The sequence below is a fragment of the Mesorhizobium sp. M0217 genome, assembly GCF_040321955.1.
Taxonomy (GTDB): Bacteria; Pseudomonadota; Alphaproteobacteria; order Rhizobiales; family Rhizobiaceae; genus Mesorhizobium.
The window spans coordinates 134,655-149,196 of sequence record NZ_JAMYSN010000004.1 but is presented as its reverse complement, the minus strand read 5'-3'; the positions used below and the strand labels follow the sequence as shown (position 1 = coordinate 149,196).

The 14,542-nt window shown below is 63.4% G+C and carries 12 protein-coding genes and 1 pseudogene; 7 read left to right on the top strand and 6 right to left on the bottom strand.

Translation table 11 applies throughout. The features are described 5' to 3' along the window. Positions 1-148: 148 nt before the first annotated feature. The 3 genes from NKJ18_RS09750 to NKJ18_RS09740 form a co-directional block, all read right to left on the bottom strand. Positions 149-1,288: an efflux RND transporter periplasmic adaptor subunit gene (locus NKJ18_RS09750; RefSeq protein WP_023692166.1), complete on the bottom strand. Its 1,140-nt coding sequence runs from the start codon at positions 1,286-1,288 to the stop codon at positions 149-151. Between the two features lie 58 nt (positions 1,289-1,346). Then, on the bottom strand, positions 1,347-1,952 hold the full coding sequence (locus NKJ18_RS09745) for a TetR/AcrR family transcriptional regulator (protein ID WP_023668564.1): 606 nt from the start codon (positions 1,950-1,952) through the stop codon (positions 1,347-1,349). A 163-nt stretch (positions 1,953-2,115) separates the two neighbouring features. Next, complete coding sequence (locus NKJ18_RS09740; protein ID WP_023684444.1) at positions 2,116-3,756, bottom strand: acyl-CoA synthetase; 1,641 nt, start codon at positions 3,754-3,756, stop codon at positions 2,116-2,118. A gap of 190 nt (positions 3,757-3,946) precedes the next feature. Between NKJ18_RS09740 and NKJ18_RS09735 the strand changes: the two genes are divergently transcribed. The 5 genes and pseudogenes from NKJ18_RS09735 to NKJ18_RS09715 all read left to right on the top strand — a co-directional run bounded on the left by NKJ18_RS09735 (position 3,947) and on the right by NKJ18_RS09715 (position 8,251). After that, complete coding sequence (locus tag NKJ18_RS09735; RefSeq protein ID WP_023684445.1) at positions 3,947-4,918, top strand: sugar-binding transcriptional regulator; 972 nt, start codon at positions 3,947-3,949, stop codon at positions 4,916-4,918. Positions 4,919-5,012: 94 nt separating this feature from the next. Next, positions 5,013-7,067 carry a bifunctional aldolase/short-chain dehydrogenase gene (locus NKJ18_RS09730; RefSeq protein WP_023709180.1) on the top strand — a complete coding sequence of 685 codons (2,055 nt, stop codon included), beginning with the start codon at positions 5,013-5,015 and terminating at the stop codon, positions 7,065-7,067. A gap of 214 nt (positions 7,068-7,281) precedes the next feature. Then, positions 7,282-7,616, top strand: a pseudogene (locus tag NKJ18_RS09725) (D-alanine--D-alanine ligase A); the annotation flags it as partial. A 94-nt stretch (positions 7,617-7,710) separates the two neighbouring features. After that, the gene (locus tag NKJ18_RS09720) at positions 7,711-7,971 is read left to right on the top strand and encodes a ribbon-helix-helix domain-containing protein (protein WP_023704832.1); all 261 of its coding nucleotides are present in this window, start codon (positions 7,711-7,713) and stop codon (positions 7,969-7,971) included. Further along, complete coding sequence (locus tag NKJ18_RS09715; protein WP_023704831.1) at positions 7,964-8,251, top strand: type II toxin-antitoxin system RelE/ParE family toxin; 288 nt, start codon at positions 7,964-7,966, stop codon at positions 8,249-8,251. Before NKJ18_RS09720 ends, NKJ18_RS09715 begins: the two co-directional genes overlap by 8 nt. Positions 8,252-8,322: 71 nt before the next feature. Here the strand turns inward: NKJ18_RS09715 and NKJ18_RS09710 are convergent, their stop codons facing one another. From NKJ18_RS09710 to NKJ18_RS09700, 3 genes are all read right to left on the bottom strand, one after another. Then, on the bottom strand, positions 8,323-9,375 hold the full coding sequence (locus NKJ18_RS09710) for a substrate-binding domain-containing protein (RefSeq protein WP_023687049.1): 1,053 nt from the start codon (positions 9,373-9,375) through the stop codon (positions 8,323-8,325). 46 nt (positions 9,376-9,421) lie between these two features. Continuing rightward, on the bottom strand, positions 9,422-10,417 hold the full coding sequence (locus NKJ18_RS09705) for an ABC transporter permease (RefSeq protein ID WP_023668572.1): 996 nt from the start codon (positions 10,415-10,417) through the stop codon (positions 9,422-9,424). Between the two features lie 74 nt (positions 10,418-10,491). Next, complete coding sequence (locus tag NKJ18_RS09700) at positions 10,492-12,003, bottom strand: sugar ABC transporter ATP-binding protein (RefSeq protein WP_352758169.1); 1,512 nt, start codon at positions 12,001-12,003, stop codon at positions 10,492-10,494. Between the two features lie 137 nt (positions 12,004-12,140). On the opposite strand from NKJ18_RS09700, the gene mtnK reads away from it, so the two are divergent. Then, the gene (gene mtnK / locus NKJ18_RS09695) at positions 12,141-13,415 is read left to right on the top strand and encodes an S-methyl-5-thioribose kinase (protein ID WP_352758168.1); all 1,275 of its coding nucleotides are present in this window, start codon (positions 12,141-12,143) and stop codon (positions 13,413-13,415) included. After that, positions 13,412-14,506 (top strand): S-methyl-5-thioribose-1-phosphate isomerase, encoded by a 1,095-nt coding sequence (mtnA, locus tag NKJ18_RS09690; protein ID WP_023668575.1) that lies wholly within the window; start codon positions 13,412-13,414, stop codon positions 14,504-14,506. The genes mtnK and mtnA overlap by 4 nt, the downstream gene beginning before the upstream one ends. Positions 14,507-14,542: the final 36 nt, after the last annotated feature.

Sequence of the window (14,542 nt, the reverse complement as noted above, 5' to 3'; positions counted from 1 at the left end):
GACACTCATCGCGGTGGGACGCGCGGATCGATGCGGGGGAACTCGATCTTGGCGTCTCGACCATCGGGCGCTCGCCGCCCGGAAACCCTGAATTCGCTTGCCCAGCCCTTTCGCCGAAGCGACGATCAAGCCGGCTTCATGCCTGCGGTCAGCGCAGGGCCTTTGCGGCATCGCCTTCCGCAGAGGCGGCCTGGACCGCATCGCCGGTCAGCTTGACCTTGAGATTCTCGGTCATGAACTGGGTGCCGGCGGCAACGACGACATCCCCCGGCTTGAGCCCGTCGGCGACGCTGACGCCGTCGGCGGTGAACTCCGCAACCTTGACCAGGCGCTCGTGCACCGTCTCGCCGGCGCGGTCGACGGTCCAGACAATCTTGCGACCATCCTTTTCCGCAAGCGCGCTGAGCGGGATCGACACCATCTCCTGCTTCTTGGCCACCGAGGCCTCGATGTTGGCGGTCATGCCGAGCAGCACGCGCGGGTCGTCGGGCAGCGAGACGCGGACGGCAAAGGTGCGCGACTGCTGGTCGGCGCTGCCGGCGACTTCACGCACTTTGCCGGAGAGCGCCAGCGCGTCATCGGACCAGAAGCTGGCCTTGACGTCCTTTCCCGGCTTGAAGGCGGCGATGTCCATTTCGGGAACCGCGATCAGCACTTCCTTTTCGCCGTCGACGGCAACGGTCATCACAGGCGTTCCGGCGCCGACCACCTGGCCGACATCGGCCGAGACCGCCGTGACGATGCCGTTCTCGCTCGCCTTGAGATCGGTGTAGACGACCTGGTTCTGCGCCTGGGCAAGGGTAGAGCGGGCGGCATCGCGCGTCGCTACCGCCTGGTTGTAGCTCAGCGTCGCCTGTTCGAGCTGCGACTTGGAGGTGAAGTTCTTGGCAAAAAGCTGTTCGGCGCGCTTGCGGGACAGATCGACCGTCTCGACCTGCCGCTCGGCGGCGTCGAGGCTGGCCTTGGCGCTCTTGACCGACAACTCATAGTCCGTGGGATCGATACGGGCTAGCACATCGCCTGTCGTCACATGCTGGCCGATGTCGACCAGACGCTCAGTGACCTTGCCCGAGATGCGAAAGCCGAGGTTCATTTCGGTACGGGCTCGCACCGAGCCGGAATAGGTGAGTTCGCGACTCTTTTCGGCCTGGCCGATCTCGACCACCTTGACCGGACGGATGATGTCCTGGACCTCGGTCTTCTCCTGGCTGCAGGCGGCGAGCCCGAGCGTGGCGACGATCAGGCCGGCGACCGGCAGCTTGCGGATGATGGAACTGGACAAAGACACTTTCGTACTCCCGACTGGAGATGAACGGTCGACGCCGGCGCCCGGCGGGCGGCGGCTATTACTTCAGAGCCTTGATCGCGTAATCGATGAGATCGTCGGGCATCGCCCGATTGGTCTTGGCAAGGCACTGCGCCACCATTTGCGGGTGGCACAGAATGACGGTGGCGGCGCCGAAGCAGCGCGATGCGATGACCGGATCCTGGTCGGCAAACTCGCCGGCCTCGATGCCCTCGCGGATGACCTCGGCAAACAGGTCGTGAATGCTGTCGATATGCTTGTCGATGACGCCCCAGTCGCGCTCGAGCGCGACGATGACCATTTCGTGGACCTTCTGGTCGTCGAGCATGACTTCCAGCGTCATCTTGTACTGCGCATGCACGTAGCGGCGCAGCCGCTCCTCGGCGCTGATCGGCAACCGGGAAATCTCGTAGGCCATGTTGTAGCTGGCGAGGAGCATGCGGCCGCAGACGGCCTGGTGGATTTCGACCTTGGAGGCGAAGAAACGGTAGATGTTGGCCGGCGACATGCCGAGTTCGCGGGCGATGTCGGCGACATTGGTCTTGCCGTAACCATAGTGCCGGAACAGGCGTTCGGCACAGTCGAGAATGCGGGTGACATTCTCCTGGCGGGTGGAGTCGGCCATTATGCTGGCGGCTTCGGACATGGCTCTCTGTCGATTTATGAGTGACGAATTTAAACTTTCGTCAGTCGTAAATCGAAAAGAGGGAAGTGTCAATGCGAATTCGACGTACGCGTATAATTTGGTGACAGATGGTGACAGAGGGTGTGCGCGAACTCGACCTTGCGCGTGCCGTTGCACTCTGGAACTAAGATCCCTTCGCCATTTCCCGCAGCTGAAACTTCTGGATCTTCCCCGTCGATGTCTTCGGGATCTCGGCAAAAATCACCGCCTTCGGCACCTTGAAGCGGGCGAGCAGCGCGCGGCAGTGTTCGATGATCTCGGCCTCGCTTGCCACCTTGCCGGGCTTCAGCTCGACATAGGCGACCGGCACCTCGCCCCATTTGTCGTCTGCCTTGGCGACGACGCCGCAGGACGCCACGGACGGGTGTTTGTAGAGGGCTTCCTCGACCTCGATCGATGAAATGTTCTCGCCGCCGGAGATGATGATGTCCTTGGAGCGGTCCTTGAGCTGGATGTAGCCGTCGGGATGCATGACGCCGAGGTCGCCGGAGTGGAACCAGCCGCCGGCGAAAGCCTCGTCGGTCGCCTTCCTGTTCTTCAGATAGCCCTTCATGACAATGTTGCCGCGGAACATGACCTCGCCGATGGTCTCGCCGTCGGCCGGCGTCTTCTGCATCGTCTCCGCGTCCATCACCGTCAGGCCTTCGAGTGCGGCATAGCGCACGCCCTGCCTGGCCTTTCTGGCGCTGCGTTCGCCCTTGTCGAGACCGTCCCAGGCGGTGTGCCATTCGTTGACGACCGCCGGGCCATAGGTCTCGGTCAGGCCGTAGAGATGGGTGACGGCAAAGCCGGCATCGGCCATGCCTGACAGCACGGCTTCCGGCGGCGGCGCGGCAGCGGTGTTGAAGGTAACGGTCTGCGGGAAGTGGCGCTTGTCCTCATCGCTGGCGTTGATGAGCACCGACATGACGACCGGCGCACCGCAAAGATGTGTGACGCCGTGGTCGGCGATGGCATCGTAGATCGGCTTCGGCCGCACCCAGCGCAGGCAGACATGGGTGCCGGCCTGGACGGCCATTGTCCATGGGAAGCACCAACCATTGCAGTGGAACATCGGCAGCGTCCACAGATAGACGGCGTGCTTGGCCATGCCGGCATGGATGGTGTTGGTGTAAGCCATCAGGGCAGCGCCGCGATGGTGGTAGACGACGCCCTTCGGATTGCCTGTCGTGCCGGAGGTGTAGTTGAGCGAGATGGCGTCCCATTCGTCGTCGGGCATCGACCAGGCGTAGCCCTGGTCACCGCCGGCGACGAACGCCTCATAGTCGATCGCGCCGATGCGCTCGCCCTTGGGATAGGGTGCATCGGCGGCATAGTCGGGATCGTCATAGTCGATGACCAGCGGCTTCACCTTGGCCAGTGCCAGTGCCTGTTTGACGACAGCAGCGAATTCGCGGTCGACGATGAGCACCTTGGTCTCGGCATGGTCGAGCTGGAACGCGATGACGGCGGCATCGAGCCTTGTGTTGAGCGAATGCAGCACCGCTTTGGCCATCGGCACGCCGAAATGCGCCTCCAGCATGGGGGGCGTGTTGGACAGCATGACGGTCACCGTATCACCCTTGCCGATGCCGCGCTTCGACAGAGCCGAGGCGAGCTTCAGCGAGCGCTGCCAGAAGGTGCGATAGGTGATGCGCTGGCTGCCATGGATGATGGCGACATGATCGGGATAGGTGCTTGCCGCCCGCTCCAGATAGGTGAGCGGCGTCAGCGGCTGATGGTTGGCGGCGTTCTTGCCGAGATCCTGCTCGTAGGGACTGCCCATCCCGTGCTCCCCGAATTTTCATTGTTGAGAACTTCTAACCACAGCTTCCCGCCACGTCACCATCGGCGATTCCCGACCGGGCACATTTGGCGCAATGATCGTCCAGATTCGATGGGCAAAGAGGTATCGTGTACCCACGCCAGTTTGACTTTTGTCGAGAGCCGTGAATAATGTCAGCCGAGGAGACGGCATGGCGATCCGACCGGCAGAACAGCTTATCCACAAGGCCGCATGGCTCTATTATGCCCATGGCCTGCGCCAGGACCAGGTCGCCAGCCAGCTTAACATCTCCCGCGCCTCGGTCGCGATGTATTTGCGCAAGGCGCGCGAGACCGGCATCGTCAACATCTCGACCTCGACGCAGCTGTTCACCGACGACGTGCTTGCGCGCCAGCTCGAGGACGCGCTCAAGCTTGATGCGGTGTGGATCGCGCCGGAGAATGCCTATGTCGTCGACCCTTCGACGGACGTTGCGGTGCTGGCGGCGGGCGTCTTTCTCGAACTGGTCAAGAAGGGCGACCGGATCGGCGTCGCCTGGGGCCGCACCGTCTACACCATCGCCGACGTCATGTCCTATGCCGACCTGCAGGACGTCACCGTTGTGCAGCTCTGCGGCAATCTCGGCGCGCCCTACTCCTACCGTCCCGACCAGTGCACGATGGAGATCGCCCGGCGGCTCAACGCCAAGGGCCTCAATTTCTACGCGCCGCTGGTGCTGACGACGGAATTGCTGGCGCATGGGCTGCGCGCCGAACCGGTGATCCGCGAACAACTGGCCGATATTGCCAACTGCGATCTGGCGCTCTATTCGGTCGGCACCGTCGATGGCGACAGCCATGTCGTCAAATGCGGCGCGCTCAGCCCCGGCGAGATGGGGCTGTTGCGCGAAGCGGGCGCCGCCGGCGTCGTTGCCGGCCAGATCATCGATGCCACCGGCAAGGCGCTCGACTGCAGCTACAACCGCCGCGTCATCTCGGCCTCGCTGTCGTCACTGCGCCAGATCGAAAAGCGGCTGATGGTGGTGCAGGAAGACAGCAAGTTCGAACCGCTGCTCGCCGCGCTCGCCGGCGGACTCTGCACGCATCTCGTCGTCGGCGCCAGCATGGCGCGGCGGCTGCTCGACCATGCCGGAGCCAGTGCGGGGGCAAAAAAGGCTTCCTGACCAACGAAATCCCAGCAGCAGGCGCATTGTCATCAAGGCGTCGCGGCACTCCTGTTCACAGCAACATCAAAGACAGCAAAGCGGACATAGCGACATGAAGAACCTTTGGAATGACGGCGACGCGGAAAGACTGGTTGCCGACTATGCGAAAAAGGGCGTTGCCCGCGACCTCGCGCTGCGCGTCTACACGACCCGGCTGCTCGGCGGCGAGCCGCGGCTGGTGCTGCATGGCGGCGGCAACACCTCCTGCAAGACCAAGGCCACCGATCTCGTCGGCGACGAATGGGATGTGCTGTGCGTCAAGGGCAGCGGCTGGGACATGGGTGTGATCGAGCCGCAAGGCCTGCCGGCGGTCAAGCTCGGCGCGCTGCTGAAGGCGCGTGCGCTGGCCAGCCTCGCCGACGAGGACATGGTGGCGCTGCAGCGGGCGAACCTCATCGACCCCGCCTCCCCCAATCCATCGGTCGAGACGCTGCTGCACGCCTTCCTGCCGCATAAATTCGTCGACCACACGCATTCGACCGCGATCCTCGCCATCGTCGACCAGGCGGACAGCAAGCCGCTGATCAAGACCGTGTTCGGCGACAAGATGGGGTACGTGCCCTACATCAAGCCGGGCTTCGACCTCGCCAAGGTGGCCGCCGATGTCTACGACGCCGACCCCAGCGTCGAAGGCCTGATCCTCGACAAGCATGGCATCTTCACCTTCGGCGACGCTGCGAAGCAGGCCTATGACCGCATGATCCATTATGTGAACGTGGCCGAAGACTATGTGGCGAAGAACGGCAAGCCGAAGGCAGCGAAAGCCGCACTGCCGGCCAAGCTCGCAACGCCGGCAGCGATCGCGCCGATGCTGCGTGGCGCGGTGGCGGTGGCGCGTGGCGAAGGCCGCTTCGACCGCATGATCAGCGACTTCCGCACCTCGGATGCCATTGTCGATTTCATCAATTCGGCCGGCATTGCAGACTATGCCGGACGCGGCGTGTCGACGCCCGACCTGTCGATCCGCATCAAGACCGGACCGATGGCGGTTCCGGCGCCAGACGCCGACAAGATTGGCGACTACAAGGCCGTCATCAAGAGCCATGTCGACGCCTTCGCCAACGACTATCGCGCCTATTTCGAAACCAACGATGCGCTGGACGACGTCCAGCGCACCATGCTCGACCCGATGCCGCGGCTGACGCTGGTGCCGGGCCTCGGCATGTTCGGCCATGGCCGCACGCTGAAGGATGCGAAGATCGCATCTGATGTCGGCGAGATGTGGATCGAGGCGGTGCGCGGCGCCGAGGCCGTCGGCAGCTTCCATCCTCTATCGAAGGCCGACCTCTTCCCGCTGGAGTACTGGTCGCTTGAGCAGGCCAAGCTCGCCTCCAACAAGCCGAAGCCGCTGACCGGCCAGGTGGTGCTGATCACTGGCGGCGCCGGCGCGATCGGTGCTGCGACGGCAAAACTGTTCGCCGCCAATGGCGCGCATGCCGTCGTCGTCGATCTCGATGCGGCCAGGGCGGCCGAGGCGGCAAAGGCAGCCGGCAACAATTCGATCGGCGTCGGCGCCGACATCACCAACCCGGCCGAGCTGCGCGCCGCCTTCGACAAAGCTGTCGCTGTCTATGGCGGCGTCGACATTCTGGTCTCCAACGCCGGTGCCGCCTGGGAAGGCCGCATCGGCGAGCTCGACGATGCCCTGCTGCGCAAGAGTTTCGAGCTCAACTTCTTCGCCCACCAGTCGGCGGCGCAGAACGCGGTGCGCATCATGCTGGAACAGGGCACCGGCGGTGTGTTGTTGTTCAACACCTCCAAGCAGGCGGTCAACCCGGGTCCGAAATTCGGCGCCTATGGTGTGCCGAAGGCGGCGACGCTATTCCTGTCCCGGCAATATGCGCTCGACTACGGCGCGCACGGCATCCGCTCCAATGCGGTCAACGCCGACCGCATCCGCTCCGGCCTGTTGACCGACGCCATGATCGCCAGCCGTTCCGGCGCGCGCGGCGTGTCGGAGAAGGAATACATGTCGGGCAATCTGCTCGGACAGGAGGTGACGGCAGAAGACGTGGCGCAGGCCTTCCTGCACCAAGCATTGGCCGAACGCACCACCGCCGATGTGACGACGGTCGACGGTGGCAACATCGCCGCAGCGCTGCGCTAGACATAGACCTGGAGCGGTTCATCGTTCACCAAAACGACGAACCGCTCTCCCACCTGAAGGACTCCAGGCGGAGAACTGCTTTTGCAGGTCGTGCTGAAAAACTGCTCGAACTGGTCAAAATCCACTCCAATCCTTGGCCTATTGCTCGACCACTTTAGGGCGCGCCTTGTGTTTCGCATGCGAGCTCCGACCCTGATCCTTGGTGGAGTTGTCGATGGCTGCGAAGAGACTTCGTGTCGGCGTGCTGTTCGGCGGGCGCTCCGCCGAGCATGAGGTTTCGCTGCTTTCGGCAACCATGTCATGCGTACTCTGGATCGGCGAAATACGACTCCGTTCCCACCTTCGTCACCCGCGAAGGCCAATGGCTGCTGAGCGATTTCAAGGACGGCGCGCTGGCGACACCGTCTGATGGGACGCAGCTTTGCCTGCCGCCGGGCGGGCATGGCGGATGCTGGCGATCCCGCCAAGGGCGCCGCATGACCTGCCTGCCATCGAATATGGTGTTCCGGTGCTGCACGCCTGCATGGCGAGGACGGCGCGGTGGCTGGTGCGCGTCGGGCGGTCATGATGCAGGGGCAGATTCCTAACAGATATTGTTAGATCTTGTTGGCTGCATTATAATGTGGGTATGAAAAACGAACCTATGCGCACCCTCACCATATCCCTTACCGCGCAGCAGATAGCTCGCCTGCAAAGCGCTATCGAAGGTGGCGGTTATGCTTCCAACAGCGAGATTGTCCGCGACGCCCTGCGCTTATGGGAGCAGCGCGAGGAATTGCGCACGCTCGAACTCCAGCACTTGAAGCGGGCCTATGCCGACGGGATGGGCAGCGGTAAGCCAGTGGCTGTCGACCACACCGAGTTCATTCGCAGCCTGAAGGCAGAACGCCGCGCCCGTGGCTAGCCATCGGCTCACACCGCGCGCTTCGCAGGATTTGCGAGACATCTGGCACACCATCGCCGCCGACAATGAAAAGGCAGCAGACAGACTGTTGATGCGCATTTTCGAAAGACTGGAGCTGGCGGCGCAGCACCCCAAGATGGGCAGCGCACGGCCCGAGTTAAGCGCAACGGCCCGCGTGCTCGTCGAAGACCGCTATATCATCATCTACGAGCCGCAGCCCGATGGTGTTATCGCTGTGGCGATTGTCCCCGGGATGCGCGATCCAGACCATTGGTTGTAGGCCGGCAGGCTTACCATCAATATGAAAAGAGCGGCCCATAGCCGCCCTTCGCATCTATCAGACGACCGATCCTACTTCGCGTTCGGGTTCGGCATCCAGGCCGGCATGGCGACATCGGCATGGGCGAATTGCGGCAGCTTGGCCGACAGGTCCTCCATGTTCTTGATGTCCTTGTCGATCAGGTCCTTCTGGGTGATCAGCGTCGGCGGCACGACGACGTTGTGGCCGGGATCTTCACCGGCGAGCAGCTGCGCCAGCGCGCGCACCGAGACCTGGCCGACGACGGCAGGGTTGGTGGCGGCGGTGGCGGCCCAGGCGCTGTCGGTCTCGCGCATGGCCGCGATGTCCGAGGTAGAGATGTCGGCGGAGTAGATCTTGATCTTCTTGTTCAGCCCCGCCTCGTCGACGGCGATCTTCACACCCTTGGCGAACTCGTCATAGGGCGCGAACATCACATTGATGTCGGGATGCGCCTGCAGCACCGAGCGCGCCTGGTTGGCGACCGAGTTGGCGATCGGGTTGTCGAGCGTGCCGAACATCGCGACTTCCTTGATGCCGGCATGTTTCTTCTTCACGTCGACCCAGGTCTCGTTGCGGCGGTCGAGCGGCGCGATGCCAGCGACATAGACATAGCCGGCGTTCCAGCTCTCGCCATTGTCCTTGACCGCCTGCTCGAGCGCCAGGCGCGCAAGGTCCTTGTCGGACTGTTCGATCTGCGGGATCTTGGGGTTTTCGACATTGACGTCGAAGGCGACGACCTTGATGCCGGCATCGACCGCGCGCTGGGCGGCGTCCTTCATCGATTCCGTCAGGCCGTGCTGGATGATGATGCCCTGCACGCCGAGTGCGATGGCCTGGTCGACCATGTCGGATTGAAGGGCGGCGTCCTGGCGGCTGTCGAGCACGCGCAGATCGATGCCGAGCGCCTTGGACTGGGACTCGACGCCCGAGAGATAGGCCTGGAAGAAATCGCCGGTCGAGAGATAGCGCACCAGCGCGATCTTGACGCCGGGCTTGTCGAACGGCGCCGGCTTGTCGGCGGCAAAGGCCGGGACCTGCATCAGCATTGTTGCGCCGGCCAATCCGAGCGCGACCTTCCCCAAAAGTCGTCTTGTGATGTTCACGTTCTTTCCTCCGTTTGTTGAACCCAAAACTGTCCCGGCAGCCATTCTATCTCCTGCCCCGGCCGGAAAGGGCGAAGGTAAAGACAAGGGCGACGACGAGAACCACGCCCTTGACGAAATCCTGCGTGTAGTAAGGCGCGTTCATCATCGTCAGGCCTTGCAGCAGGATGCCGACGAACAGCGCGCCGATGGCGGTGCCGAAGGCGTTCGGCTTGGCGGCGCCGAGCACCGCGTAGCCGATCAGCGCCGCGGCAACCGCATCGAGCAGCAGATTATTACCCGACGCGATGTCACCGCGTCCAAGCCGTGCGGCCAGCAAAATCCCGCCGATCGAGGCAAAAACTCCTGAAATGACGTAGGCCCAGATCTTGTATGCCTTGACAGGCGCGCCGGCGAGTTCGGCGGCCCGTTCATTGCTGCCCACGGCATACATCATGCGGCCGAAGCGTGTGTATTCGAGGAAGAACCAGATCAGCACGGCGAGCACGATCAGCACGACCACCGAGACCGGAATGAGGTTCGGGATGAAGAAGTCGAAGCGGTGGCGGCCGAGCGCCAGGAAGGCGTCGGAGAATTTGCCGTTGGCGACCGAGCCGTCCGGCATTGTCATACCGGTGGCGATGGAGCGTCCTTCAGTCGGGATGCGCTGCAAGCCGACGAGCAGGAACATCATGCCGAGCGTCGCCAGCAGATCGGGCACGCGCATATAGACGATCAGCCAGCCATTGATGAGGCCGACAAGGGCGCCGATGAGCAGGCAGATGAGGACAGCGACGACAACGTTCTGCTCCAGCACCACCATGACATAGGCAGCCGCCATCATGGCCGATGTGGCAACCGAGCCGATCGAGAGATCGAAGCCGCCGACAACCAGTGTGGCGGTGACGCCCAGCGCCAGCACGCCGGTGATGGCGACCGACTGGAAAATGAAGACGGCACTTTGCGGCGAGACGAACCCGTCGGCGGCGATGGCGAAATACGCGATCAGCCCGAACAGAAGCACGATGAACCCGTAGCGGATAGCGTAATCGCGCAGCGTCATTCAGCGCCCGCCGTCAATACCCAACTCAAACCCGTGCACTCCATTCCAACCCTCAGTTCTTCAATCATCGTGGCTCAGGCCGCACTGTGCAACGGCCCGCCCGCGACTTCGGCCAGCAGACGGTCGAGATCGACATCGGCGTTGCGGTGTTCGCCGACGATGGTCTGCTCGGACATCACCAATATGCGATCGGCCGTCTCCAGTGCCTCGTCGAGTTCGGTGACGAACAGCAGCGTGGCGCGGCCATTGGCGCTTGCCCTCAGCTTGGCGGCGATGTCGCGCCTGGCGGAGATATCGACGCCCTGGAACGGTTCGTCGAGAATGAACAATCGGGCGTCCTGCGCCATCCAGCGGGCCACCATCACCTTCTGCTGGTTGCCGCCCGACAGAGTGGTCATCTCGTCCTTCTCCGAGCGGCAGACGATGCCGAGATCCTCGATCTGCCGGCGGGCAATAGTGCGTTCAAGGCCGCGTTTGAGAACTGAAAAGCGCGACATGCGCTTGTGGAAGGGCAGGCTGATGTTTTCCTGGATGTTGAAGCCGCCGACGATGCCGTTTTCGCCACGGTCCTTGGCGACCAGAAACACGCCGGCGGCGATGGCTTCGCCGGTCGACGCGGGCGCATAGGGCTTGCCATATAAAGTCATCGTACCGGACAGCGGCTTGCGCAAGCCGAACAGCGTCTCGGCGAGCGCGGTCTTGCCGACGCCGACGAGGCCGGTGATGGCAACGACCTCGCCGTCGCCGAGCGTCAGCGAGAATGGCCGGGCACCAGGGGCGATGCGCAAGGCATCGACGGTCAGGATCGGCTTGGCAGAACTCCTGGCTTCGATGCGGTCAAGATGGATCTTGCGGCCGAGCATGGCGTTAACGGCGCCCTCATAGTCGAGAGGCTCGCTGTCGAAGACGCCTGAGATGACGCCATCGCGCATCGAGACGATGCGGTCGGCAAGCCGCCTGATATCCGACATGCGGTGCGAGATGTAGAGGATGGCGACGCCTTGCTCGCGCAGCCGGTCGAGCAGGGCGAACAGCCGGTCGGCCTCGGCGCTGGACAGTGAGGAGGTCGGCTCGTCGAGGATCAGCACTTTCGGCTGGTGCGCCATGGCGCGCGCGATGGCCACCATCTGGCGATCGGCCAGCGACAGATCGCTGATGCGGGCCTTGAGGTCGATGGCGAGCCCCATGCGGTCGGCCACCGCTTTGGCTTCGCGGCGCACCCGGCCGGGGTTGAACAGCAGCGGCGCGCCCTTGCCGCTCAACCTATCCAGCGTCAGATTGGTGGCGACATCGAGATCGGCGACGACGCCGTCATTGATGTTTTGATGCACGGTGACGACGCCTGCGCGGATCGCCTCGGCCGGCGTGTTCGGCGCGAAATCATGACCGGCCAGGTGCATGGTGCCGCCGGCATGGTCGTAGACGCCGCTGATAATTTTCACGAGGGTGGACTTACCGGCGCCATTGGCGCCCATCAGCACGGTGATCTCACCGGCATGCAGTTCGAGCGAGACGCCGCCAAGCACCTCGATATAGCCGAAGGACTTCCTCAGCCCGTCCACGCGGAACACGGCATCATTGCCCATTCGTTTCCTCCCTGACCATGACGCTATGGGCTACGTCATCAATTGTCAACTCGATTGACAATTGCCAGTCAGCTTCCTAGCTTGGCCTCACCGCCATCGCTCCACTATGATTGAGCGAGCAAGCGGGAGGGTGAGGAATGACTGCGAAATTGCCGTTCGAAGCACTGTCGGTGGAGACGCTTGCATCGCGCCTCGGCACGAACGAAGCGCTGTGCGCAAAAATCGGCCCCGATACCGGTGCCTGGAAGGTGCGCGAGGTCGGCGACGGCAATCTGAACCTCGTCTTCATCGTCGAGGGCGTGTCGGGTGCGGCCGTGGTCAAGCAGGCCCTGCCCTATGTTCGCCTCGTCGGCGACAGCTGGCCGTTGCCGCTCAAACGCTCCTTCTTCGAGTATCACGCGCTGACGCGGCAAGAGGCGCGCGCGCCGGGTTCGGTGCCGGCGATCCTCCATTTCGACGAAGCCCAGGCGCTGATCATCATGGAATATCTGGCGCCGCCGCACATCATCCTGCGCCGTGCCCTGATCGGCGGCCGCGAGTTGCCAAATATTGCCCGCGACATCGGCCTGTTCATGGCCCGCACTTTGTTCCGCGGCTCCGATCTCTCCATGCCGACCAAGGACCGCAAGGCCGACCTGGCGCTGTTCGCCGACAATGTCGAGCTCTGCGGCATCACGGAAGACCTGGTGTTTTCCGATCCCTATTTCGACGCCAAGCTGAACCGGCACACCTCGCCGCAGCTCGACGGCCTGGTTGCCGAACTGCGTGCCGACCGCGACCTCAAGGTCGAAGCGCAGCGGCTGAAGCATATCTTCGCCGCCAACGCCGAGACGCTGCTGCATGGCGACCTGCATTCGGGCTCGATCATGGTCACCGACACCGAGACGCGGATGATCGATCCGGAGTTCGCCTTCTACGGTCCGATGGCCTTCGACGTCGGCATGCTGCTCGCCAATTTCTGGATGTCCTACTTCTCGCAGCGCGGCCATGAACAGAAGGGCAAGCGTGACGCCATGCGTGCCTATCTGCTCGGGGTGACCAACGACACCTGGACGGTGTTCCGCGCCGAGTTCTCGCATCTATGGCGCACCGAGCGCACCGGCATGCTTTACCAGAAGAGCCTGTTCGAGGATCAGGGCGACATTCTCGCCTCGGAGCAGGCGCTCGACCATGTGCTGCACCAGATCTGGACCGACCTCTTGGGCTTTGCCGGCATCGAGGTGCACCGGCGCATCCTCGGCCTCGCCCACAATGCCGATTTCGAGACCATCGAGGACGAGGATCTGCGGGCCTCCTGCGAGGCCAAGGCGCTGAAATTCGGCCGTCACATCGCCGTCAACCGGCGCCAGATTCACGGCATGGACGAGGTTAATAATCTGGCCGCTTTGATCGAACGGGAGAGCAGGATTTGAACGTCGGCGAGCGCCACTACCGCACCATCTGGCTGAGCGACGACCAGCGTTCGGTCGAGATCATCGACCAGCGCTGGCTGCCGCACGAGTTCCGGGTCGAGACGATCGGGAGCGTTGCCGGCATCGCCACCGCGATCCGCGACATGTGGGTTCGTGGCGCGCCTCTGATCGGCGTCACCGCGGCCTACGGCGTCGCCATCCAGATGGCGGACGATCCGTCTGACGAAGCGCTCGACGCGGTCTGGGAGACGCTGCACAAGACGCGGCCGACTGCGATCAATCTACGCTGGGCGCTGGACGAGATGCGGCGGTTCCTCAGGCCGATCGTATTGGGACAGCGCGCGGAGGCGGCCTATAAGCGCGCTGCCGAAATCGCCGACGAGGATGTCGATCTCAATCGCGCCATCGGCGAGAACGGGCTTGCCATCATCAAGGAGATCGCGGCACGCAAGAAGCCGGGCGAGCCGGTCAACATCCTCACCCACTGCAACGCCGGTTGGCTGGCGACGGTCGATTACGGCACCGCCACGTCGCCGATCTATCTCGCCGTCGAGGCCGGCATTCCGGTCCATGTCTATGTCGACGAGACGCGCCCGCGCAACCAGGGCGCCCAGCTGACCGCCTGGGAGATGGCCGGCCACGGCGTGCCGCACACGCTGATCGTCGACAATGCCGGCGGCCATCTGATGCAGCGTGGCGCGGTCGACATGGTGATCGTGGGCACCGACCGCACCACGGCCAATGGCGACGTCTGCAACAAGATCGGCACCTATCTCAAGGCGCTCGCCGCCTCCGATAATGAGGTGCCCTTCTACGTCGCTCTGCCCTCGCCGACCATCGACTGGACGGTGGGTGATGGCCTGACCGAAATCCCGATCGAGGAACGCTCCGGTGACGAGGTGTCGCTGGTCTGGGGCAAGACGGCGGACGGCAAGATTGCGCAGGTGCGGGTTTCGCCCGAAGCGACGCCGGCGGCCAATCCGGCGTTCGATGTGACGCCGGCACGGCTCGTGACGGGGCTGATCACCGAGCGCGGTGTGGCCAAGGCTTCGCGCGAAGGGTTGAAGGCGATGTTCCCCGAACGCGGATAATCTCCCCCCTTGAGGGGGAGATGTCGCCAAAGGCGA

Coding starts and splice junctions, on each gene's coding strand:
- NKJ18_RS09745 (WP_023668564.1), bottom strand. CDS start 1,952: ATGTCCGAAGCCGCCAGCATAATGGCCGACTCCACCCGCCAGGAGAAT.
- NKJ18_RS09740 (WP_023684444.1), bottom strand. CDS start 3,756: ATGGGCAGTCCCTACGAGCAGGATCTCGGCAAGAACGCCGCCAACCAT.
- NKJ18_RS09735 (WP_023684445.1), top strand. CDS start 3,947: ATGGCGATCCGACCGGCAGAACAGCTTATCCACAAGGCCGCATGGCTC.
- NKJ18_RS09730 (WP_023709180.1), top strand. CDS start 5,013: ATGAAGAACCTTTGGAATGACGGCGACGCGGAAAGACTGGTTGCCGAC.
- NKJ18_RS09720 (WP_023704832.1), top strand. CDS start 7,711: ATGCGCACCCTCACCATATCCCTTACCGCGCAGCAGATAGCTCGCCTG.
- NKJ18_RS09705 (WP_023668572.1), bottom strand. CDS start 10,417: ATGACGCTGCGCGATTACGCTATCCGCTACGGGTTCATCGTGCTTCTG.
- NKJ18_RS09700 (WP_352758169.1), bottom strand. CDS start 12,003: ATGGGCAATGATGCCGTGTTCCGCGTGGACGGGCTGAGGAAGTCCTTC.
- mtnK (WP_352758168.1), top strand. CDS start 12,141: ATGACTGCGAAATTGCCGTTCGAAGCACTGTCGGTGGAGACGCTTGCA.